Source organism: Roseibium sp. (assembly GCF_965233565.1).
Lineage (GTDB): Bacteria > Pseudomonadota > Alphaproteobacteria > Rhizobiales > Stappiaceae > Roseibium.
Genome location: NZ_OZ247494.1, coordinates 1,352,111 through 1,374,328, shown reverse-complemented (window position 1 = coordinate 1,374,328; position 22,218 = coordinate 1,352,111). Strand labels below are relative to the sequence as shown.

At 56.6% G+C, this 22,218-nt stretch carries 20 protein-coding genes; 13 read left to right on the top strand and 7 right to left on the bottom strand.

Going from position 1 to position 22,218, the window contains the following annotated elements; translation table 11 throughout:
* Window positions 1–138 precede the first annotated feature (138 nt).
* Window positions 139–915 carry a HugZ family protein gene (locus tag ACO6TG_RS06520; RefSeq protein ID WP_422377426.1) on the top strand — a complete coding sequence of 259 codons (777 nt, stop codon included), beginning with the start codon at window positions 139–141 and terminating at the stop codon, window positions 913–915.
* Window positions 916–1,250: 335 nt separating this feature from the next.
* Entirely contained in the window at window positions 1,251–1,871 is a 621-nt protein-coding gene (locus ACO6TG_RS06515) for a DUF1062 domain-containing protein (protein WP_422377425.1), read from the top strand.
* A gap of 31 nt (window positions 1,872–1,902) precedes the next feature.
* Here ACO6TG_RS06515 and ACO6TG_RS06510 read toward each other — a convergent pair whose 3' ends face one another.
* From ACO6TG_RS06510 to ACO6TG_RS06495, 4 genes are all read right to left on the bottom strand, one after another.
* Entirely contained in the window at window positions 1,903–2,802 is a 900-nt protein-coding gene (locus ACO6TG_RS06510) for a diguanylate cyclase (RefSeq protein WP_422377424.1), read from the bottom strand.
* Window positions 2,803–2,851: 49 nt separating this feature from the next.
* Window positions 2,852–3,049 carry a hypothetical protein gene (locus ACO6TG_RS06505; RefSeq protein ID WP_422377423.1) on the bottom strand — a complete coding sequence of 66 codons (198 nt, stop codon included), beginning with the start codon at window positions 3,047–3,049 and terminating at the stop codon, window positions 2,852–2,854.
* A 299-nt stretch (window positions 3,050–3,348) separates the two neighbouring features.
* Window positions 3,349–5,208 (bottom strand): methyl-accepting chemotaxis protein, encoded by a 1,860-nt coding sequence (locus ACO6TG_RS06500; protein ID WP_422377422.1) that lies wholly within the window; start codon window positions 5,206–5,208, stop codon window positions 3,349–3,351.
* A 165-nt stretch (window positions 5,209–5,373) separates the two neighbouring features.
* Window positions 5,374–8,958 carry a hydantoinase B/oxoprolinase family protein gene (locus ACO6TG_RS06495; protein ID WP_422377421.1) on the bottom strand — a complete coding sequence of 1,195 codons (3,585 nt, stop codon included), beginning with the start codon at window positions 8,956–8,958 and terminating at the stop codon, window positions 5,374–5,376.
* Window positions 8,959–9,169: 211 nt separating this feature from the next.
* Between ACO6TG_RS06495 and ACO6TG_RS06490 the strand changes: the two genes are divergently transcribed.
* Window positions 9,170–9,409 carry a hypothetical protein gene (locus ACO6TG_RS06490; protein ID WP_422377420.1) on the top strand — a complete coding sequence of 80 codons (240 nt, stop codon included), beginning with the start codon at window positions 9,170–9,172 and terminating at the stop codon, window positions 9,407–9,409.
* 17 nt (window positions 9,410–9,426) lie between these two features.
* Here the strand turns inward: ACO6TG_RS06490 and ACO6TG_RS06485 are convergent, their stop codons facing one another.
* On the bottom strand, window positions 9,427–10,881 hold the full coding sequence (locus tag ACO6TG_RS06485; RefSeq protein WP_422377419.1) for a glycosyltransferase family 39 protein: 1,455 nt from the start codon (window positions 10,879–10,881) through the stop codon (window positions 9,427–9,429).
* A 220-nt stretch (window positions 10,882–11,101) separates the two neighbouring features.
* On the opposite strand from ACO6TG_RS06485, the gene ACO6TG_RS06480 reads away from it, so the two are divergent.
* The 7 genes from ACO6TG_RS06480 to arsH all read left to right on the top strand — a co-directional run bounded on the left by ACO6TG_RS06480 (window position 11,102) and on the right by arsH (window position 16,462).
* Window positions 11,102–12,097, top strand: coding sequence for a TRAP transporter substrate-binding protein (locus tag ACO6TG_RS06480; protein ID WP_422377418.1), 996 nt, complete (start codon window positions 11,102–11,104; stop codon window positions 12,095–12,097).
* A gap of 283 nt (window positions 12,098–12,380) precedes the next feature.
* Window positions 12,381–12,938 (top strand): TRAP transporter small permease, encoded by a 558-nt coding sequence (locus ACO6TG_RS06475; RefSeq protein WP_422377417.1) that lies wholly within the window; start codon window positions 12,381–12,383, stop codon window positions 12,936–12,938.
* Window positions 12,938–14,242 carry a TRAP transporter large permease gene (locus ACO6TG_RS06470; protein ID WP_422377416.1) on the top strand — a complete coding sequence of 435 codons (1,305 nt, stop codon included), beginning with the start codon at window positions 12,938–12,940 and terminating at the stop codon, window positions 14,240–14,242. The genes ACO6TG_RS06475 and ACO6TG_RS06470 overlap by 1 nt, the downstream gene beginning before the upstream one ends.
* Window positions 14,243–14,443: 201 nt before the next feature.
* Window positions 14,444–14,902: a winged helix DNA-binding protein gene (locus ACO6TG_RS06465; RefSeq protein ID WP_422378848.1), complete on the top strand. Its 459-nt coding sequence runs from the start codon at window positions 14,444–14,446 to the stop codon at window positions 14,900–14,902.
* 65 nt (window positions 14,903–14,967) lie between these two features.
* On the top strand, window positions 14,968–15,306 hold the full coding sequence (locus ACO6TG_RS06460) for an ArsR/SmtB family transcription factor (protein WP_422377415.1): 339 nt from the start codon (window positions 14,968–14,970) through the stop codon (window positions 15,304–15,306).
* A gap of 15 nt (window positions 15,307–15,321) precedes the next feature.
* Window positions 15,322–15,726, top strand: a complete 405-nt coding sequence (arsC, locus tag ACO6TG_RS06455) for an arsenate reductase (glutaredoxin) (RefSeq protein ID WP_422377414.1) — start codon at window positions 15,322–15,324, stop codon at window positions 15,724–15,726.
* Complete coding sequence (gene arsH / locus ACO6TG_RS06450; protein WP_422377413.1) at window positions 15,719–16,462, top strand: arsenical resistance protein ArsH; 744 nt, start codon at window positions 15,719–15,721, stop codon at window positions 16,460–16,462. The genes arsC and arsH overlap by 8 nt, the downstream gene beginning before the upstream one ends.
* An 8-nt stretch (window positions 16,463–16,470) precedes the next feature.
* On the opposite strand, the gene ACO6TG_RS06445 is transcribed toward arsH, so the two are convergent.
* Window positions 16,471–18,663 (bottom strand): putative bifunctional diguanylate cyclase/phosphodiesterase, encoded by a 2,193-nt coding sequence (locus ACO6TG_RS06445; RefSeq protein WP_422377412.1) that lies wholly within the window; start codon window positions 18,661–18,663, stop codon window positions 16,471–16,473.
* Window positions 18,664–18,929: 266 nt separating this feature from the next.
* On the opposite strand from ACO6TG_RS06445, the gene ACO6TG_RS06440 reads away from it, so the two are divergent.
* Together ACO6TG_RS06440 and ACO6TG_RS06435 are read left to right on the top strand one after the other, a co-directional pair.
* Window positions 18,930–19,622 carry a TerB family tellurite resistance protein gene (locus tag ACO6TG_RS06440; protein ID WP_422377411.1) on the top strand — a complete coding sequence of 231 codons (693 nt, stop codon included), beginning with the start codon at window positions 18,930–18,932 and terminating at the stop codon, window positions 19,620–19,622.
* A complete protein-coding gene (locus ACO6TG_RS06435; protein WP_422377410.1) occupies window positions 19,619–20,383 on the top strand; it encodes an N-acetylmuramoyl-L-alanine amidase in 765 nt (254 codons plus the stop codon). Before ACO6TG_RS06440 ends, ACO6TG_RS06435 begins: the two co-directional genes overlap by 4 nt.
* A 38-nt stretch (window positions 20,384–20,421) precedes the next feature.
* Here the strand turns inward: ACO6TG_RS06435 and ACO6TG_RS06430 are convergent, their stop codons facing one another.
* On the bottom strand, window positions 20,422–21,120 hold the full coding sequence (locus ACO6TG_RS06430; RefSeq protein ID WP_422377409.1) for a hypothetical protein: 699 nt from the start codon (window positions 21,118–21,120) through the stop codon (window positions 20,422–20,424).
* A gap of 442 nt (window positions 21,121–21,562) precedes the next feature.
* Between ACO6TG_RS06430 and ACO6TG_RS06425 the strand changes: the two genes are divergently transcribed.
* Complete coding sequence (locus tag ACO6TG_RS06425) at window positions 21,563–22,195, top strand: transglycosylase SLT domain-containing protein (protein WP_422378847.1); 633 nt, start codon at window positions 21,563–21,565, stop codon at window positions 22,193–22,195.
* Window positions 22,196–22,218: the final 23 nt, after the last annotated feature.

Sequence of the window (22,218 nt, the reverse complement as noted above, 5' to 3'; positions counted from 1 at the left end):
GGCGGGAAACTCGCACAGGAGCCCTGAACGGGTTCTGAGATGCCCGTTCATCTAACGTTCAGATTTCTCTTGTGGGGGCTCGCCAGGTTTGACAATGCTTATGCAAACAGGATCACTTGCAGCAGCTTGGAGACAGGATTGGCGAATTCGGATGACGCCCGCAAAGACCAAAAGTCCTTGATTCGACCGACGGATGACACTGCGCGTCTGCAAGCAAAAGGACTCGTCCGCACCGCACGCTTTGGCGCCCTGGCCGCAATCGACGCCGCGACTGGACATCCGGTAGCAAGCCGGGTGTCTGTTGCGACCGATATGGATGGAACACCCGTCATTCTGACAAGCATGCTGTCCGGGCATACCGAAGCCATATGCCAAACACCGTCCTGTTCGCTTCTGGTTGGGGAACCCGGCAAAGGAGATCCGCTTGCCCATCCAAGAGTGAGTCTGTTCTGTTCCGCTAAACAAATTATGCGGCAAAGCGTGGAGCATAAGAGGCTTCGCCGGCGTTATCTGTCGCGCCATCCCAAGGCAGCGCTCTATGCCGATTTTGGCGATTTCTCATTTTTCCGCCTGGAGTTGATGGGCGCCAGTTTGAATGGGGGTTTTGGAAAGGCGTTCGAACTTGATCCGTCCGACTTGATAGCTCCTGTTGAAGACCTTCCGACATGGGCCTCTCTGGAAGAGGGGGCAGTCATTCATATGAATGAAGCTCACCTTGATGCAGTGAAACTCTATGCCGAAGTGCTGCTGAAGGCCGAAGCCGCCAACTGGCGCCTGGCGTGTCTTGACCCAGAGGGCCTGGATCTGGTTGCAGGTGACTGGACTGAACGGCTTTGGTTCGCGAAAAGGCTGTCCGGGCCTGAAGATCTGCGGCCGACCCTTGTGGCGCTGGCCTTGCAAGCGCGCAACACCTGAAACTCAATTGCCTGCGCCTGTCGGAAACTCTGGAATGTGGCTTGTCCGGTACAGGGAACCAGTCTAACACTCAACATTATTTTCTTCAGGACGAATTGTTTTGCCTACGCTCTGACCGGTCTTCGATCCCGCTTTGCATTCTTGGAATGCGCAATTTGACTTGTTCGTCATGGTGGCGGATCGGGACCGGTATGGCATTGCCCAACCGTATCTGATTTTTCCGATACATCGCCATGGCTATTGTGAAGCCGACCTGTCCCCAGGTCAGTTGGATCTGCGCGCCACACCGTCCCGGCAGCCCGTTGACGGACTTCCTATTCAGGAAGACCCACGGAATGTCGTTTTTGTTCAAAGTCGAGTGGACCATTTGTTGTACCGCTTCTCCCACCATCATTCGTCCTTGTGGCCGTTGCGGGCAGGCAGTTCCGTTCCAATCCACTGGTAAGTTTCGTCTCAATGCCAATGGCAGCAAGCTGGATGCCTGGCTGATCTATAGCTGCACCAATTGCGGAAAGACCTGGAACAGGACGGTTTTCGCCCGTAAGCCTGTTGCAATTGTGCCTATGAAAGATCTGGCGGCCCTGCAATACAATGATCCAGTATTTGCTGAGCAGCTCGCTCGTGCGCCTTTGAAAACGGCCGGAGGGCTCGAGAAACCTGCCAGCGGTTTTACCCTGATCAGCAGGCGGCTCACCTGCGCTGAAAATGCGAACGGTTCGGGACTGCTCATACTGCGAAATCCGGATCTGGGCCGTATCAGGCTCGATCAAGTTCTGGCGAGAGGGTTGAAAACCAACAGGAAAGAGGTGGCCAGACTGATAGAGACGGGGCTGGTGCGGGTTCAGTCCCAATCCAAAAAAGCCATCCGCCGGCCCGTGCCCGCTGTTTTGAATATTGAAGTCCAGACTGCGAGGGTACCTGACTGGGTGAAGATGGCCGACGGGGAGCTGGATTAGTGGTGCCAAAACCGAAAAATGTGTAGCGCGGTCAGGAAGCGGACACGGTCACCTGATCGAATACGACCCGGTCGCGACCGGCTCTTTTGGCTGCATACATGGCAGAATCAGCGGCGTTGATGGCGCCGCTGAGCTCTGCATGTGCCGTCAGGTCGGCGATGCCGAAGGACGCTGTCACCGACAATTCACCGTCGCCTTTCACCTTGTAGGTTTTTTGCGCGCTGGCCTTTCGCAATCGCTCGGCTACCCGGGCAACGGTGTTTTCAGTAACGCCGCTGATACAGAGCAGAAACTCTTCGCCACCATAACGAAAAAACAGGTCGTCGCTGCGGATATGGTCCCGGACCAATGCTCCGAAGCCTTTCAGAACCTGATCGCCGATCTCGTGGCCATAATCGTCATTGACTGATTTGAAGTGGTCCAGATCGATCATGACCACCCAGGCCTTGTTGTTTTTGCTCCCAGCCAGCCGTTTTCGCTCTTCAAGACGCACGGTCATCAATGATCGGTTTTCCGCTCCCGTGAGTGGGTCCGTGGCATTAATCGACGCGATGAGAGCATCGTAGGCCGCCTCAATGAGGCCAACAAACCGTTCTGAAGACTGTAGAAAATCGTCGTAAAGTGCTTCCTCGATCGTCCCGCCGCTGGAAACAGTCAGAGCCATGTCGCGCGCCAAGTCATGAACCTTCTTGTGCCGGTTGACCAGATTGTCGAGCGTTGCGGCATCCAGATCCAGCTCTTTTGCCCGCGTTTCCAACCAATGCCCGAACGCGCAATGGACATGAGCGTCAGTGGCGACCATCTCGTTCGTCGGTTCAAGGCCGCAAATCAAGGTCTTGTTCAGCCGGTAGACCCAGTTTCGGTGGCTGTTCAACATCTTGTCCAGCTCTTGAGCCGTTTCTTCCTGCTTCCTGGTTTGCAAAGGTATCATCTATGCGCCATGCGCCCGTCTGGTAAATCCACAAGAACTGCTATGATTCTTACTGAACAGTGCTAATGGCGACAATTGCTTTAGACAAGAAAAGCTCATTTTTCTTGTTCTTTTTTACGAATACGAGAATGTAATCGGATATGTTGCAATCTGTTGTTGGTGCTGGCGCAGTGCTGCCGGGATTCATGCTTGCCATTTTTTCGAACGGGGCGCTTGGCACATCGATGCGCGCAATTTTCTCGGTCAAGAGGGGGCGTGCCTTCTCGAACGCTCCCACAGTCTGCGCAACGGAAAAAATCCGTTATGCTCTTTTCTGTAGGATCAGGAGGCAAACGGCAAACTTTTTCCCTTTACGAACAGAATTCGGGGGTTATGTTATTTTATAATAATTTAGAATATTTTGTGAAATAGTAATGGGTTATTTTCTAGTTAAACTTCTTCGCGTAAAGAAAAGCCGCGCCTTTCTGCGTGACCTTTCTTGAGGGCCTGATGGACCTCCTTGAACACGTATGTCGGCAGCGGCCACGCGTGATGCCCGGGTCCCCTTCAAGCTGCGCGCAAGTGTCCCAGAAAGTCGCTCAGTCCGTCGCGGATTGTACCGATTTGCTGCGAGACGTCCTGGACCCGGATGACAACTTGCTCAACTTTCTCTCCGGATGTCTGGGCAGCCTTGTTCACAGCCGCAATATTTGAAGAAATGTCCTGACTGCCTGCTGCGACGTCGCTGGCATTTTTGGCGATTTCGGATGTCACCGCATTTTGTTCTTCAATGGCCGAAGCTATTCCGGAAATCTGGTCGCGAATATCAGCCATGGATCTCACCACGGCGAGAATTGATCCGGAGCAACTCGTGGCGCCGGATTGGACACCACTCAACTGCGCCCCGATCTGATCAGTTGCCTGACCCGTCTGGTTAGCAAGTGCCTTGACTTCAGATGCCACGACGGCAAATCCCTTCCCTGCTTCCCCCGCTCTCGCAGCCTCAATGGTTGCATTCAACGCAAGCAAGTTGGTCTGTGCCGCGATATCACTGATCAGTTTCAGCACTTCGTTGATTTCCTCTGCTGATGCCGACAGATCGCTGACTGTGTTGCCAGTGTCCTCGGCCTGTTCAGATGTCTGTGTCGTAGATGTGTTTGCAAGGGTCACCTGCCGGCTGATTTCCTGGATCGAGCTGGCAAGCTCTTCAGAGGCGGAAGCGACTGATTGAACGCACGCACTTGCCTGTTCTGCCGCCGCGGCAACCGTATGGGAGCGCTCAATGGTTTCGTGACTGTTCTGCGCAAGTTGATCGGCCCCTGTTTCCAGATCCCTCACCGCTGAGATGACTGCGTTGCAGCTGGTCATGAGCAGTTTTTCCAGTTCGTCAGCAAGCCTCAGTCTCGTCTCTCGTCTATCAATTTCGGCCTGTTTCTCTTCTTCTCGCGCCTGTTCCTGCAACCGTTTCATTTCGATCGTGTTGTCTCGAAAGGTTTCGAATGCGCGCGCCACTTTTCCGATTTCATCTCGTGAGCGGACATGGACCTCGACATCGGTGTTACCCTGCGCAAGTTCAAGCAGTCCGTCCGTCACCTGGTTCAGCGGTTTTGAAATCACAAGGCGAGCAAACAGGGCCGACCCGATAATGCAAATCACGAAGGTTGCAATCGCTGTGAAGGTAATTTGCCGAAGTGCCTGTTTTTCGTGGGCTTCGGCCGTAAGAGCGGCAGTTTGGGTGAAATGCTCGATTTCCTCCAGAAGCGCAATCAATTCGCGGTCCAGTCTCTGCTGCTCCTCTTCCAGCTGAACCAGCAGTGAATTCGCAGAGGCGAAGTCGCCACGCTCAATCAGCTCCATGATTTCGTCCAGGTGGGACTTGTACTGTGCATACTCCTGCTCGATCCGTTTCAGTTGTTCGAGCGCCATCGTGAATTCGGCCTGCTCGGCCTCTGTGTCGGAATTCAGCAGCGCCTTTTCGGCAAGCTCTTCAGCCTTGAGGATTTCCTCTGCAACCTGGTCTTCCAATTTCCTGAGCGTCGCCTTCAGTGGGACTAATGCGGCCTCTTCCTTTTCGGAGCGAAGGCCGGACAATCGCATGATCCGTTCGACAAGCGCCGCCTGTTCCAACTGGTGATTTGTGACATGGCTGATGGCTTCGGTGAGGGGGATGTCCTTTTCAGCGATGTTTGCCAGCTCCTTGCCGATCTGATGCATCTGAAAGATGGCGACAACCGAAACGAGTGCCAGGCCCAGGCACAAAAAACCGACCAGTGATAGAATCTTGGCCGCGACAGAGGATGAAATCGGATTTGAGGTAATCATCTTGATGCCCGCATTTGCAGTCAGGTTGCTGAAGACGTTACGTAATTCTCCTAGGATTAACCTACTTAAAGTTGAATAGCAGGTTAATTTTTCAACGTATGGCAAATGAATTTCTCTCATAGGTAGAAATTCGAGTGTCTATTCTGCTTGGTCCAGATTGACTATCAATCGAGGTTTTCTGCGGAAGGCGCTGCGGTGTGTTTCGCTGTGATCCAAAAGAAAAGCCGCGCACAGGGCGCGGCTTTGAATGTCTCTTGTTGTCTGAAAGATCTAGGCTGATCCCCAGCCACCTGCTGTCGGTGTGATGACAGTGACGGCTTCACCGGCCTCCAGAATGGTCTGGTCGCAGCCTTCGAGCTTCTCAATCTTTCCATCAAGCCTGCGGACCTCGGTGCGGCCGAGTTCGCCGTCGCTGCCGCCATCGAGCCCCTTTGGGGGAACGGTGCGGTGGGAGGCGAGAATAGCACAGTCCATCTTTTCCAGGAAACGCAGCGTCCGCCGTGTGCCGTCGCCTGCCGACCAGTGCCCCTTGCCACCGGATCCTTTGCGGATGTGGAAATCCTCCAGGAGCACCGGGAAGCGGAATTCCAGAACTTCCGGGTCCGTCAGGCGGGAGTTGGTCATGTGGGTGTGCACACCGTCGGTGCCGTTGAAACCCGGACCGGCCGGTGAGCCGGAGCAGATGGTTTCGTAGTACTGATAGGTGTCATTGCCGAAGGTCAGGTTGTTCATCGTCCCTTGCGCATTGGCCATGGCGCCAAGCGCAGCGAAGACCGCATTGGTAACGTGCTGGGACGTCTCCACATTGCCGGCAACGACAGCTGCCGGGTAAGAGGGACGCAGCATGCAGTCCTGCGGGATGATAATGTTGATCGGCTTGAGACAGCCTGCATTCATCGGAATGTCGCCGTCAACCATGACACGGAAGCAGTAAAGGATCGCTGCACGTGTCACAGGTTCAGGAGCGTTGAAGTTGTTGGGTTTCACACCCGATGTGCCTGTGAAGTCGACGGTTGCCTCGCGCTTGTCCTTGTCGACGGTAATCTTGACCTTGATCACCGAGCCCTGGTCGGTCGGATATTCGTATTCGGAATCCTTCAGGGCTTCGATGACCCGCCGCACGCTTTCTTCCGCATTGTCCTGAACGTGGCCCATGTAGGCCTGGACCACATCGAGACCGAAATGGGCGACCATCTTGCGCAGTTCCTGAATGCCCTTTTCATTGGCCGCGATCTGGGCGGAAAGGTCGGCAACATTCTGGTGCGGATTTCGGGCCGGGTAGGGGTGGTTGGTCAGAAGCTCAACCAGCTCCTGCTCGCAGAAACGTCCCTGATCGACAATCTTGAAATTGTCGAAGAGGACGCCCTCTTCGTCCACATTAGTCGCGCGCGGGGTCATGGATCCAGGCGCGGAACCGCCGACATCGGCATGGTGCCCGCGGGATGCAGACCAGAACAGGATCTCCTTGCCGTCATCATCAAACACCGGAGAGACCACGGTGATGTCCGGCAAATGTGTGCCGCCATTATAGGGTGCGTTCAGAGCGAAAACGTCTCCAGGTTTGATCTTGCCCTTGTTCAGCTTGATCACCGTTTCCACCGAGCGGTCCATGGACCCCAGATGCACCGGCATGTGCGGAGCGTTGGCAACCAGAGCGCCGCTTGCGTCGAAGACCGCACAGGAAAAGTCGAGACGTTCCTTGATGTTGACCGAATAGGCCGTGTTCTGAAGTGTCACGCCCATCTGTTCCGCAATTGACATGAACAGGTTGTTGAACACTTCCAGCATGACCGGGTCGGCATGGGTGCCGATAGCTTCCGCACGCTTGAGCGGCACAATGCGCTTCAGGATCACATGGTCCTTGGCGTTGATTTCTGCCTGCCAGCCGTCCTCAACGGCAATGGTCGCGTGCGGCTCGATAATCACGGCCGGGCCAGTCACTTTCATGCCGGGTTTCAGCCCTTCACGCTTGAAGACACCTGCCTTGTGCCATCCGCCGTCGGAGTAGACACTTGTGGAGGTAGCTGCTAGCGGGTCCTGGGAGATCAGCGAGAGATCCGGTTCAGTCAGACCAGCACCGCCTCCTGCGGTTTCCACTTCGAGAGCTTCTACCACTACTGGCTTGTTGTCATAGGCAAAGCCGAATTGTTTCTTGTGCGCGTCTTCAAAGGCTTCGCGCATGCCCGCGACGGAGCCGAGCGGCACCGGAAGGGGAGTGTCGGTGCCGTCATAACGCAGATGAACAGTCGCGGTGGTCCGGCGAGCATCCGCCGAGATGGCCTGTTTTTCCAGTTCGGCTTCAGTTTGGGCGGCAAGCCCGTCGCGCAAGGCGGCCAGTTCCGGCAGCAGCTCTTCGGTCAGAGTTTTGACAACAGCTTTCTGACGGTCAGCCCGAATGTCTGCGAGACCCATACCGTAGGCGGAAAGAATGCCCGAGAACGGATGCAGGATCACTGTTTTCATCCCGAGGCTATCCGCCACCCGGCAACCGGTTTGCCCACCGGCACCACCGAAACAGGTCAACGCATATTCAGTGACGTCATAACCGCGCTGCACCGAGATCTTTTTGATCGCGTTGGCCATGTTTTCAACGGCAATCTTCAGGAACCCATCGGCGACTTCTTCCGGTGTGCGGCCATCGCCAATGCGCATGGCGAGATCCGTGAAACGTTTGCGCACGATTTCGCCGTCTAGCGCTTCGTCCTGGTTCGGGCCGAAGATTTTCGGGAAGAATTCCGGCACCAGTTTGCCGGTCATAAGGTTGGCATCGGTCACCGTCAGCGGGCCGCCCCGACGGTAGCAGGACGGGCCCGGGTTGGCGCCTGCAGAATCTGGCCCAACCTGAAAGCGGCCGTCGGCGTAGTGAAGGATCGATCCACCACCGGCAGCCACCGTGTGGATCATCATCATGGGGGCACGCATGCGCACACCGGCAACTTCGGTCTCGAAGGCGCGCTCGTAGTCACCATCAAAGTGGCAAACATCGGTTGAGGTGCCCCCCATGTCGAAGCCGATGATCTTTTCAAAACCAGCCATGCGCGACGTTTCAACCGCACCGACAACGCCGCCCGCCGGCCCGGATAGGATCGCGTCCTTTCCCTGGAAAAGGTCGGCCGCCGTGAGACCTCCTGAGGACTGCATGAACATCAGGCGCGGGCCCGCGCCAAGCTCTTCCTGTACCTGGTCCACGTAACGGCGCAAGATCGGCGAAAGATAGGCGTCAACCACGGTTGTGTCGCCCCGGCCGACCAGCTTCATCAGCGGCGAAACCTCATGAGAAACGGAAATCTGCGGGAATCCGATTTCCTCCGCGATTGCCTTCAAAGATTGTTCGTGAGCGGGGAAGGCATAGGCATGCATGAGCACGATGGCGATCGAGCGGATGCCGGCGTTCCAGGCCGCCTGCATTTCCGAGCGGGCAACGGATTGGTCGAGCGCGATCTCCACAGTGCCGTCCGCCCGAACACGTTCCGGCAGCTCGTGAACGCTTTCATAGAGCAGTTCCGGCTTGATGATCTCCTTGGCGAAGATATGCGGCCGTGCCTGGTAACCGATCTCCAGCGCATCACGAAAGCCCTTGGTGATGAAGAGGGCAGTGCGCTCACCCTTGCGTTCAAGCAGGGCGTTGGTGGCAACGGTTGTTCCCATCTTCACTGTGGCGACTTTGTTGGAGGGGATGGCAGCGCCTTTTTCCACGCCGAGCAGCTCACGAATGCCCTGGATGGCAGCGTCACGATAGGCTTCCGGATTTTCGGAAAGAACCTTGTGCGGATGCAGTGTTCCATCCGGCGCACGGCCTACGATATCGGTGAATGTGCCGCCCCGGTCGATCCAAAAATCCCACTTGGCTGTCATGATCTTCCCTCTGATTCTGCCGGTTCAAACCGCCTGTGCGATTCAGTCCCGGATTGCGTTTTCTTGATTGCTGGTGAGTTTATGCTGACATTTTATCGATAAAATGTCGATGAAAAAATCTGAATAGGGGGCTATTTGATCTTTTTATTGCCCGTGCAGTCGCCATATCAGATTGAACGCAAAGCGAAATTTGGAAACTCAGGGGATAGCAATGTCCGGCGACAATAGGTCCAATGACCGCGATCCGTTTCTGTTACGCCTTGCCAATGGCGTTGAAACCGTCGTCGGTCTCCTAGATGCAGAGCTCGGTCTTGTTGTCTTTGCGTTTCTGCTGGCACTGGTCCTTGGAGCTTCTCTGGTTGGCGTGTTGCTGGAGCTTTTGATAGGGACAGCTGTGTTGACGGTGGTTGCGCTGCTTGGCGCCGTTGTGATGTTCTTCTTTTCCGATTGAATTTTGGGATGCCGGTTTTAGTCAGCCGCCGGTGGCCTGACCAGCCGCAGGCCGCTCGCACCCCAACCGAAACGCTGTGAAGCAATGGTGCTTTCGTCTGCGTTGAATGCTCGGAGTACGGAGGTGGTTTCCGTGTCGTTGCTGTGTACGATCAGGAGCCACTTGTCCTTGCGGTCCAGCGTCTTCAGGTCTTCAGCCTCCTCGACTGTTACAAATGCCTCGGGCGTGCGCAGGTAGTAAGAGAGAGCGGGCGCGGCAAATCCCTTGTAGAGGACCAGCCGGTCATCCGGCTGACGTTGAGACTGATAGTCGTCTGCAATCAGCCGCCATTCCGGCCTGATTTTCGTCTGCAAGGTGAATTTGAGTTCCGGCAAGGAAAGCAATAGAGCGGTGGCCACAAGCACCAGCGGTGCGATCTGTGGCAGCAGGCGCTGGGCTGCGATTGCAGCGAGCAACAGAAGGCCGGGCCACGCAGCGATCAGATACCGGTCGAATAAAATGGGCTGGACAAGAACGGAGTAACAATAGGCGAGAAGGGGAGGGCCGAATGTATAGGCCATGCAAACAAGCAGTCCCCTTGATGGGAAAGGCGCGGTGCCGTGCCGGCTCGGCTGGATCAGAACCTGAAGCAACCCGACGAGAGCCAGCGAGGCGAGCAGCCAGAACAGGAAGAGCGAACCGGAGATGCTGAAAAGCACTCCTTTCAGAAATGCGACATCCGGATAGGCGATCCAGAAGCCTTCCTCTGCGACGGAACGCACCCTGCTCGCCAGAATCAGCAACCAGGGGAGAAACAGCAAGACACTGCCAAGCATGGCAAGGCAGGCTTTGAAGGCACTCGATCCGCTGACGGATCTGTTCCGGAACATGTCCACCAGCGCGAATAGACCACAGACCAGACCTACTGCGGCGAAGCCCAGTACGGCGTAGATATGGCTGTAGAGGAACAGCGTGCCGCTGAAGGTCAGGGCGATCTGCCAGCGGCCTGAGGCGCGCTGCAAAAGCTTAAGAGTTGCCAGAAGGAAGGCCAGACCCGTTGCCGCAAGCAAGGCATACATGCGCGCTTCTGTCGAATACCAGATGTGAAACGGCGAGACCGCGAGAAGTGCTGCCGCTGCCAGTCCTGCAGTGCGTCCAGCCATCAGGCTGGCAAGCGGGTACATGAGCAGCACAGCCGCAAGGCCAAGCAAGGCAGATGGCAGCCGGAGCGCAGTTTCACTGTCCCCAAGAACCGGCATGCTCAACCAAAGAACAACATTGTGAAGGGGAGGGTAATTATCCGCAGCGACGGCCGTCAGCAATTCGGTGAATGTGCCATTTGATTGGTCCCAGCTTACCGCCTCATCATACCAGAGGCTGGTGCGGTCTAGATCGGGAAATCTCAGCAAGACCGCGACGACCAGAATGAACAGCAACACAAAGGTTTCCCAGCGCCATCCGGTCTGCAATTGCCCGGTATCATCTTGCTTCAAATTTCTGTCTCCCACCTTGCTGGACAAACGCTATCCAATCCGGGAACGAGAAGAAAGAAGGGATAGAGTTCACGCACACATCAAGAATTTATCGATAAATTGTTGATGTTTTCAGATTTTGAGTCTACTCTTTCTGGAGATGCACATTCCAGGGTGCCGGCAAGAACGCACCCGGAGCAGCATCGCGACGGGCATGACCCGCATCCTAGAGGAGAACAATATGCTGCAATCTCGTTTCCTGACCCGTGCCGGTGTTCATCTGGCCGCTGCCGCCGCTCTCACGCTGGCCGGTTTCACCGCCGCATCCGCCGAAACCAAGTGGGACATGCCAACGCCTTATGGTGATGGCAATTTTCACACTCAGAACATCGCCGCCTTTGCCGAGGATGTGAAAGACAAGACGGGTGGCTCGCTGGTCATCCAGATCCATTCTGCAGGCTCGCTGTTCAAGCACCCGGAAATCAAGAACGCCGTTCGCAAAGGGCTGGCTCCGATCGGTGAAGTCCTTGTCTCTCGCCTGTCCAATGAAGATCCGGTGTTCGGCGTTGATTCCGTGCCGTTCCTGGCGCCGTCTTACGATCAGGCCTGGAAGCTCTACGAGGCGGCCAAGCCGGCCATGGAAGAAAAGCTCGGCGAACAGGGGCTGCAACTGCTTTACGCCGTGCCGTGGCCGCCTCAGGGCATCTACGCCCAGAAGGAAGTCACCGAAATCGGCGACATGAGCGGTCTGAAGATCCGCGCCTATAACGCGGCGACCGAGCGTCTGGCCATCCTTGCTGGTGGTGTGACTGCACAGATCGAAGCTCCGGACATTCCGACCGCCTTCTCGACCGGCCGTGTCGACGCCATGATCACCTCACCCTCCACCGGTGCGAATTCCAAGGCCTGGGACTTTGTCAGCCACTATCACGACACGCAGGCCTGGCTGCCGAAAAACATGGTGATCGTGAACAAGGGTGCCTTTGATGCTCTAAGCGATGCTGAAAAAGCTGCTGTCATGGAAGCCGCAGGCGTCGCGGAAAAGCGCGGCTGGGAAGCTTCCAAGGTCGAGACCAAGACAAAGACCAAGGTGCTGTCCGACAATGGCATCACCGTTGTCCAGCCCTCCAGCCAGCTGATCCAGGACCTTGCCGGTATCGGCGAGACTATGGCCGCCGAATGGCAGGAGCAGGCCGGCGAAGAAGGTGCTGCCATCCTCGAAGCTTACAAGAACTAAGAATACGACGCCGGGCCAAAGTGCCCGGCGTCTTCTTATCAGCTGACCAGAGCAGGTATGTCTGGATTGAGCTGTTTGACGGCGGAAGTGGGATCGCGCGCGAATCGGACATTTTGGGAGTGCTTTCCGCCACTCCTTGAAAAGCTTGTCCGTCAGGTGCCGGAGTTCCGGCAAACGCCCTCGTGGCCAATCGGGAAGTTGCGCCGCCCTGCCGTCAGGCAATTGCGATCCGGTCGAACGATCAACTACAAATTCAACTTGCTCTTACCGGTGGGGGAAGCCGATGCGAAAGGCTTTGAATATTCTCTATCAGACGGCGACGGTCCTGGCCGCGTGTTGTCTGCTTGTCATTGCCACGCTCGTGGCACTCCAGGTGCTGGGGCGCATTGCCGACTGGGCACTCATTCAATTCGGGCTTGAACCACTCCGATTTCAGGTGCCGTCGCTTGCGGAGTTTGCCGGCTTTCTTCTGGTTGGTGCTTCCTTTCTGGCACTGGCGGGGACGCTTCGCAACAATGACCACATTCGCGTTTCCATGTTGCTTCAGGCTGTGCCGCCGGGCGCTGCGCGGCTGCTCAATATCTGGGTGATCGCGATCGCCTTCGCATTGGCTGCGTTTTTTACCTGGAACGCCGCGCTGCTGGCGCTCGACAGCTACACCTATAACGAAACCTCTTACGGTGTCGTTCCCGTACCACTGGTTTACCCGCAGAGCGTCATGACACTGGGGTTGCTGGTGTTCAGCATCTCCCTGCTGGACGACCTGATCGTCTCCCTGACAGGTCGGGCACCGAGTTTCGAAACAGCCGTCAAGGCAGATCTGATTGAGGGGAAAGAATAATGGACCTCTCGATGATCGCATTCTTCCTCGGTCTCGGCATGCTGGCGGCACTTGCTACCGGTATCTGGGTTGCTGTCGCGCTTTTCGCCGTCGCGCTTGCCGCCATGATGGCGTTGGTGTCTGTCCCGGCGGGGCCTGTCATGGCTACCACGGTCTGGGGGGCTGCTAACTCCTGGGACCTGACCGCCCTGCCAATGTTCATCTGGATGGGAGAGATCCTGTTCCGTTCGCGCCTGTCAGAGGACATGTTTGCAGGCCTGTCGCCGTGGATGCGCAGCCTGCCGGGCCGTCTTCTGCATGTGAATATTCTCGGTTGTGGCATCTTTGCCGCTGTCTCGGGCTCATCCGCTGCGACCACGGCGACGATCGGGCGCATGTCGCTGCCGGAGCTCAAACAGCGCGGCTATGATGAGCGCATCGCCATCGGCACGCTTGCCGGTTCCGGTACGCTGGGCCTGTTGATCCCACCGTCGATTATCCTGATCGTCTATGGCGCGGCCACAGAACAGTCGATCGCGCGGCTGTTCATGGCTGGTGTTCTGCCGGGAGCGATGCTGTGTGTGCTGTTCATGGGCTACGTTGCCATCTGGGCCCTGTTGAACCGGTCGAAAATGCCGGCGCAGGAAGAGGCTATGCCCTTCGGAGAGAAGCTGCGCGCAACCCTGCGTCTGTTGCCGGTCATTGGCCTGATTGTTGGCATTATCGGCTCCATTTATGCCGGACTTGCTTCTCCGACTGAAGCCGCGGCCATCGGCGTGATGTTGTCGCTGCTGCTATCCTGGGTCAGTGGTACACTCAATCGGAAGAGCTTTTCCGAAGCGCTCATGGGGGCGACGCGCACATCCTGCATGATCGCGTTCATCCTGGCCGGGGCCGCCTTCCTGACGGTTGCCATGGGCTATACCGGCATCCCGCGCGAGCTGGCCGCCTGGATCGGCGCCATGAACCTCTCGCCCTATGCGCTCCTGATCGCACTGACGCTGTTTTTCGTGGTGCTGGGCTGCTTTCTGGACGGCATTTCGGTGGTGGTTCTGACAACTTCGGTGATCCTGCCGATGGTCGAGCAGGCCGGCATGGACCTGATCTGGTTTGGCATTTACCTCGTCCTGGTCGTGGAAATGAGCCAGATCACGCCGCCGGTGGGTTTCAACCTGTTCGTCCTTCAGGGCATGACCGGGCACAACATCTTCAAGGTCGCCAAGATGGCCCTGCCGTTTTTCCTGCTGATGATCGTGGCCGTCGTGCTGATTGTCGCGTTCCCGGGGTTGGCGCTTTGGCTTCCGGAAGCAATGCAGGGACGCTAGCGCCGCTTGCGTTCTGTTCCAGGGCGCACTAAGGCGTCTTAACTTGAAAAACAAACCGGCACATGCAATCCAAACGGGCTGCATGTGCCGGATGCTTTTGATCAATCGTTCTGGAGACTGGATGTGACGGACAAGACAGACAAAAACGCCGAGCTGCCCATCGGCCCGGTGGTGTCGGCCGCCCATCTGGCTTCCGGCGCGATGCCGGCTCTCTCGGAAATTGAGTTTGCCGTCACGATGATGGTGAATGCCTATCATCGCTGGATGGTCCGCTGCATGGCGGCAAGTGGCTCTGAAGGTCTCGGTCCGCTCGATGTTCTGGTGCTGCACTCGGTCAATCACCGGGGACGGGCAAAGACGCTCTCCGATATCTGCCTCGTGCTCAATATCGAAGACACCCACACCGTTACCTATGCCTTGAAAAAACTTGAGAAGGCGGGACTCATCGCCTCCGGGCGCCGAGGCAAGGAAAAAACAGCTGAAATCACCAGCGAAGGCGAAAGGGCGTGCCTGGAATACCGGCGGCTGCGCGAGGCCCTGCTGGTGGAGCCCATGAAAGCACTTGGGCTCGATGAAACCGAGCTCTCGCGACTGGCCGCGACGCTGCGCCTCGTTTCCGGAAACTACGATCAGGCTGCAAGAGCTGCTGCCGCCATGTAATTGCTGAATTGCTGCGGAGCAACATTTTGCGTTGATTGCTACAAAATTTCTTGTAGGATCGAAGTATGAAGGATCAAGACGCCATAGCGGCGCTGGGCGCCCTTGCGCAGGAAGACCGGTTATCGGCCTTTCGATTGCTGATGGCAGAAGGCAGCGATGGATTGCCGTCGGGCACTATTGCCGAAAGGCTGGACATACAGCCGACCCGGATGTCGTTTCACCTCACGACACTGGAGCGAGCCGGTCTGCTGACGGCCCGAAGAGAGGGCAGGCATATTCATTATGCGGTCGACTATGACCGGATGCGGTTGCTTCTGAGCTTTCTGATGGAAGACTGCTGCGGCAACAATCCTGCCATTTGTGGCTTCACACCTGACGATTTTTCCGTGCCTGCGGGCCAATGACGAGACCCTACATCCATGACGATCAAGATCTATCACAATCCCAAATGCGGAACCTCTCGCAACACCCTGGAAATGATCCGAAAATCCGGTGAGGAGCTGCAGGTTGTAGAGTATTTGAAGACGCCTCCGAGCCGGGACGAACTTGTCGACCTGATCGGCCGCATGGAAATTTCCGTTCGAGACCTCTTGCGGCAGAAAGGCACCCCTTATGACGAGTTGGGTCTTGGCGAGGACAAATGGAGCGACGATCAGCTGATCGACTTCATGATGGAGCATCCCATCCTGATCAACCGACCAATTGTCGTTTCCGAAAAGGGCGTCCGGCTCTGTCGTCCGTCCGAAAAGGTTCTGGATCTACTGGCAGCCGACATCGGCTCATTTACGAAGGAAGACGGTGAGGTTGTCACCTCGAATGGCTGAGACCGGAATGAATGTGACTGCGCTCGACAACGTGTCTGTTGAAGATCTTCGACCAGTCTTGAAAGAAAGTCTGTTCGCCTCGGACGAATTGGGTCATCCGCCCCGTATTCTCCTGCTGTATGGATCCTTGAGAGAGCGTTCATACAGCCGGTTTCTGGCTCAGGAGGCGCAGCGTCTTCTGGAAGCCTACGGCGCGGATACCCGGATTTACGATCCTTCGGGGCTGCCGTTGCCGGATGACGCGGAAACGGACCATCCGAAGGTCGCAGAATTGCGGGAGCTTTGTGCCTGGTCAGAAGGGCAGATCTGGTGTTCACCGGAACGCCACGGTGCCATGACGGGCGTGATGAAATCGCAGATCGACTGGATTCCCCTCAGCGTCGGTGCGATCCGGCCGACCCAGGGCAAGACCCTTGCCCTGATGCAGGTGTCCGGCGGGTCCCAATCCTTCAATGCGGTCAATCAGATGCGTGTTTTGGGACGATGGATGCGCATGGTCACCGTTCCGAACCAGTCCTCTGTGCCGAAAGCCTATCAGGAATTTGACGAAAACGGCCGCATGAAACCGTCTGCCCTCTATGACCGCGTGGTGGATGTGGTGGAAGAGTTCATGAAGTTCACGCTGCTCGTGCGTGGACGGTCCGACTATCTGGTCGACCGGTATTCGGAGCGGAAGGCAGAGCGGGAAAAGCGGTTGGCGGCCGAAACGTCAATTCGCGAGGCGGTCGGCCAATAAGCGGTTCGTCAACCGGTCGACTTGAGCGGGAGTGGTTCCACGTCTTGGCGCTGTGGTTTTTTGGCGGCCACGCGCCGGGCCGGAACCACCTTTGCCCCTTGAGCCAGCTTTGGGGATAGCTTGATCTTGGGTGAAGCGATTGTCGCTTTGCGATCCTGCTGCTGTTGTTGCGGAAACCAGCGCCCCCCGGACGTGTTCAGCGGGAAAATGGGGTAAGCGGCTTCGTGTTTGGCAACTGTGTCCGGTTTGCCGAACATGTAACCTTGAACCAGGTCGCAGCCCGCCGCGCTCAACAGGATTGTCTGAGATTCGGTTTCCACCCCTTCGGCCGTGATCGTGACGTCGAGGGAGCGGCCGAGACCGACAATCGAGGTTACGATGGCGTCCGTACTGGCATCCTTGCCCAGGTTCTGAATGAAGGCCTTGTCGATCTTGATCTTGTCGAACGGGAACAGGCTCAGATAGCTGAGGGAGGAATAGCCTGTGCCGAAATCGTCCATGGCGATGGAAACGCCCATGTCGCGGATTTGCCGCAATGTCTCAATTACAGCGTCCGTATTGGAAATCAGCAGGCTTTCCGTGATTTCGATTTCGAGCCGACGCGGGTCCAGCTTGGAGTTCTGCAGCGCCTGGGCGACCCGCTTCTGGGTTTCGCCGGCAATAAACTGCGCCGGTGACACATTGACCGCAACGCGGCGGCTGCGGTCGGACCAGAGCGCGGCTTCCTGGCAGGCGTGATTGAGAACCCAGGTCCCGATCTCCTCAATCAGACCCGTGTCCTCCGCTATTGGAATAAAGATATCGGGCCGGATCATTCCCTTGGTTGGGTGTTCCCAACGGATCAGTGCCTCAAAGCCCTTCAAACTGCCATCCTTCAAAGCATATTGCGGTTGATACAGCAGTTTGAACTGATTGAATTTCAACGCCTTGACCAGGCCCTCTTCAACTTCCTTGCGTTTTTGGGCCTCGGCATCCAGGCCCGGGGTGTACCACGAGAAGGTGGAGCGGCCACTGTGCTTCGCCCGGTAGAGCGCTAGGTCGGCACAATGCAGCAGCCTGGAGGCACGCCACGAGCCGTCTGTGGCTCTGGCAAGTCCAATGGATAGGGAGATCTTGATGTCCTTGCCATCGATCGAACAGGGGGCTTCGGTTGCCGAAATCATATCGGCGGCAAGGCGGGTCATCCGACCGGGATCGGAAATTGATGTCAGCATCACGGCAAATTCGTCGCCGGACAGGCGCGCCACCAAATGATTGCCGAAGACCGCCTTCAATCGCTCACCGACGATCTGAAGAAAGACATCTCCGATGCCGTGTCCATACGTATCGTTGATTTCCTTGAACTTGTCGACATCGATCAGCATCACGCCGATATTGGAGGCCTTTGCCTGAGCCAGACGCAAGGCTTCGGTAAGACGGGCGTTGAATACCGCACGGTTCGGGAGGCCTGTCAGCGTGTCGTGGTGCGCCAGGAACTGAATGTCACGATTGGTCCGCACCTGATCGTAAAACCGCATCCAAAGAAGAATGCCGGCAAAAACGAAGGAAGCCAGACACAGGCCACCTATCGCAGCGCTGATCGACCAGATGAGCGGCGTCAGGCTCTTCAACATGTCGTTCTGTGTCACCAGAAGCAATAGACCCGGGTCGTTGGGACCGGCATTTCTGGGACGGTAGGTGATGAGAGCGTTTTGGCCGAATTTTCCCTGCCACGTCATGTCGGGCAGGGCGACGATTTCTTTCTTCGAACTGAAGGCCTTGTTTACCAGTCCCAGCACAGACGGCGACCGCAAGAGCTCAAATCTGTGCCAGGGAACGTCCGCCGGGTTGGTAAAGCGTCCGGCATTGTCAGCCGTGGCTGGATATACAAGGGCTGCATCGACCACAGACGAGTTGCCGTTTTCCTGCTGAGACAGTGCCTTGAGTGCCGCCAGCTCGGCAGCAGGAATGCGAGATTGTTGGCCCTGTTGCGGGGAAAGCCGCAATCCCGGTGGTGCGGGAGCGACCTGCTGGTTGGCAATGTCTGACAGGATTTTGCCAATCGACCTATCTTGCGGAAGAAATGCCTGTTCAAGCCCTCTTACGACAAGCCAGTGAGTCAAGAGACGATTGCTCGCGTAGACCCCCAGCGCCAGTGTGAGCACCAGCGACATGGAGATGAAGAAAATAACAATGTTGCTTCTTACGATGGGAGCTGCCATCCCCTGAGGCACCATTTTGCGAACAAGTGACTGACAAGACTATGCTCAATTCCTTTAACCATCATGAATCGCTTTTCCGCGGCTTTCTGCGCTGAAAATTGGGTATCTCGGTGAGACACACCCGTACCGCGAATTCATCCGGGCGACCTGGGTGATCTGGTCAAATCCCGACTGTGCCGATAAGACTGGAGCTGCAAGTTGATTCATTTCCGGCAGTGACTGCCGTTTGGCCTGTATTCCTTTTCCGATCCAGCAGGAGCTGATGTGTGAGTGTCTGGAGCAATCTCGGGGCGATTGTAAGTTCGATCGGGACCGGAGGCGTTCAAATCGTCGACCGTTTGGTGCAGCTCGTTCTGGCACGCCCCGAAGGCACAAGCCGCGTGGGTTTCACGGTGGCCATGATTGCGTTGTCGGCAAAGATGGCCAAGGCCGATGGCGTCGTGACCACGGACGAGATAATCGCGTTCCGAGAGCTGTTCGATGTTCCGCAAGGAGAAGAACGCAACGTGACCCGCCTTTTCAACCTGGCACAGGAAGACATCGCCGGTTTTGAGGTCTACGCCAAGAAGCTGGCAGACCTGTTTCCGTATGACCAGAAGACCTTGCTGGATATTCTTGATGGGCTTTTTCACATTGCGAAAGCTGACGGCGTCGTCCACGAAAGCGAAATAGGCTACCTTTCAAAGGTGGCTGAGACCTTCGGTATCGATGATCGCGAGTTTTCGAAGATTCTCGCCCGACATGTGCGCAAGGACGGCAATCCTTACGATGTGCTTGGTCTCGGGCCGGAAGCAAGTGATGCGGATCTGAAAGCTCACTACCGGCGTGAGGTGCAGGAAACCCACCCGGACCGGCTGATCGCGAGGGGGGTTCCGGAAGAGTTCGTACGGATCGCGAACGACCGTCTTGCTGCATTGAACGAAGCCTGGGCAAAGATCTGCGCGGAAAGAGGTCTATGAGCGTTGCGACTGACACCGGTGTAAAAGCAAGAATTCACCCGTCCCCCAATCATGGCCAGCGAGCGCAAGGCGCTCCGATCGACATGGTGGTGGTTCACTACACGGGCATGGAGACTGCCGACGAGGCCTTGCAGCGCCTGTGCGATCCGCGGGCAGAGGTGTCCGCCCACTATTTCGTCCACGAAGACGGCTCCATTTTGCAATGTGTCCCGGAATCACGCCGCGCCTGGCATTCCGGGCGCAGCTTCTGGAAGGGGGAAAGCGACATCAATTCCAGGTCGATCGGTGTCGAGATCGTCAACCCGGGACATGAGTTCGGCTACAGGCCATTCCCGGACGGACAGATCGAGGCGGTCATTTCCCTGTTGCGCGATGTCTGCCAACGCCACGGTATCCATCCCTGGATGGTTCTGGCCCATTCCGATATCGCTCCTGACCGCAAGGAAGACCCGGGCGAATTGTTTCCGTGGGACCGGCTTGCAGAAGCCGGGATCGGGCTTTGGGTGCCGCCTTTTCCGCTGGGGGCGGGCGTTCTGATGCAGGAAGGCGATGTTGGCCAGCCGGTCGAGGCAGTACAGTCCATGCTGGCGCTCTACGGCTATGAAATCGACATCAACGGCAAGTTCGACGAAAGGACGCGTCAGGTGGTGACTGCCTTCCAGCGGCACTTCCGGCAGGAGAAGGTCGATGGTGTCGTCGACGAATCCACCATTGAAACGTTGAACACGCTTCTTCGCAAACTTCCGACTCTGGCGACTTGACGCGCCATGCGCCTTGCTTCGAGAGGAGTGGCTTGCCCTTACAGCGCCCCGTCGGCCGCGTCCGGTTTTGCCTGAAAGCCAGCTTTCCAGTCTTGGAGTGCCCAATCCAGTGCCGGGACCAGGTCTTTGTGTCGATGATGTAGGTAGACAAATGCCGCGGTTTTTGGGGTAACGCGCCGGGTGTGTAGATTGGCCGGGCGTTTGCTGATCTGGATCAGTGACAAGGAATCGATCAAGACACCGTCGACGCGATTTGTTTCAAGCATCGAGAATGCTGCTTTGTAATCATCGATCTCGACTGATATTGCGTGCTGCGGCAACACTCTTTGCTGCCAAAGCGTTCCCCGCAAAACCGCCACTGGTTTGCCTTTCATCTTTTCAAGCGCGAGCAAGCTCGGGGAAAGTGTAACCAGTAGCCCGTGAGCCTCGAAGATGGCCGTGGGAACTCGAATCCCGACGGTGCCAAGCTCCTGCTGATATTCGCTGACACGAAACAGTTCACCGTCTATCTGCCCCTCGCGCATCAGCACAGTCGCCCTGTTGCCAGGCACATAGCTGACGTGAAAACAAAGACCGTGGCGGGTCAGTGCGCTCTGCAAGCTGGGCAACATCACATGGTCCCCACCTTGAAAGGCGGATACCATTTTCAGACAGGGGTCGTCCGCTGAAACCGAGGTTGTTGTTCCTGCGAACAGAGCAAGAAGGACGCCGAACAGACCTTTTCGAATGGTCGCCAAGAGTACAGCCGCTCCCGTCTTTGTTCCCGGTCCCGCTGCAGCAACAGCGTCGATAGAATAAGTTTAGACTGAAGAGGCAAACAGTCGGTCAACGGTCTTTTTTGCTTCCTGCACTGCAGCAAAATTCGATTGAAATTGTCAGCAGGCGTCACAGTGTTTCTTTGGATCGCCAAACTCCTGACATGGGGCTTGCCCACTTTCGCCACAAAGCACAGAAACTGACATGTTTTTGTATGAAATTCTCGTAATGTTCTGCAATAAATTGAAATAATTCGTGATTGGATAGCGCCCATTTTCGTCTCACTGCTCCGGCATTTCTCCGCCCCGAATTCAACGCAACGAAAACCAAAAAGGGCTGGACTGAATGTTACGGTCATTCTCGAAACTGACTGGGGCGCTTTGCCTTTTCGCCTACGCAACCTCTCTCGCCGCGCCGACGGCGATGGCCGCCGGCTCGGGTTCCGATCCGATCCTGCATGTTATTGATCCGGCGAAACAGGCGAGCACGCCGGAAACCAAGGATTCGGTTGGCTCCGGATCCAAGCCGATCCTGCATGTGATCGCTTCCGATGCCGATAATAAGCCGGCAGCAAAGACAAAAGCTGCATCGGTGAAGAAAAAGCCGACATCGAAGAAATCCAGGTCGGCGCACAAGACGTCCAAGAGCTCTGGCGCCAAAACGGCTTCCCGAAGCGTTTCCAAGGACAACTACGCCAAGTTGATCCGCAAGGCGGCAGCCAAGCACGGCGTTCCGGTCAAGATCGCCAAGGCGGTGGTCGAGGTTGAAAGCAACTTCAATCCGCGCGCACGCGGCAGCGCAGGGGAGGTCGGCCTGATGCAGATCAAACCGGCAACCGCACGCGGCATCGGCTATCGCGGTTCGACCAAGGCGCTCTACGATCCGGAAACCAATCTGGAATGGGGCATGAAGTATCTTGCAGGTGCACACCAAAGGGCTGGTGGCGACCTCTGCGGCACGATCCTGCGCTACAACGCCGGTCACTACGCCAAGCGTATGAACCCGATCAGCCGCCGCTACTGCTCCAAGGTCAAACGGATCCTGGCGTCAAGCTAACAGGGCGGTCTGTCGTGGGCACG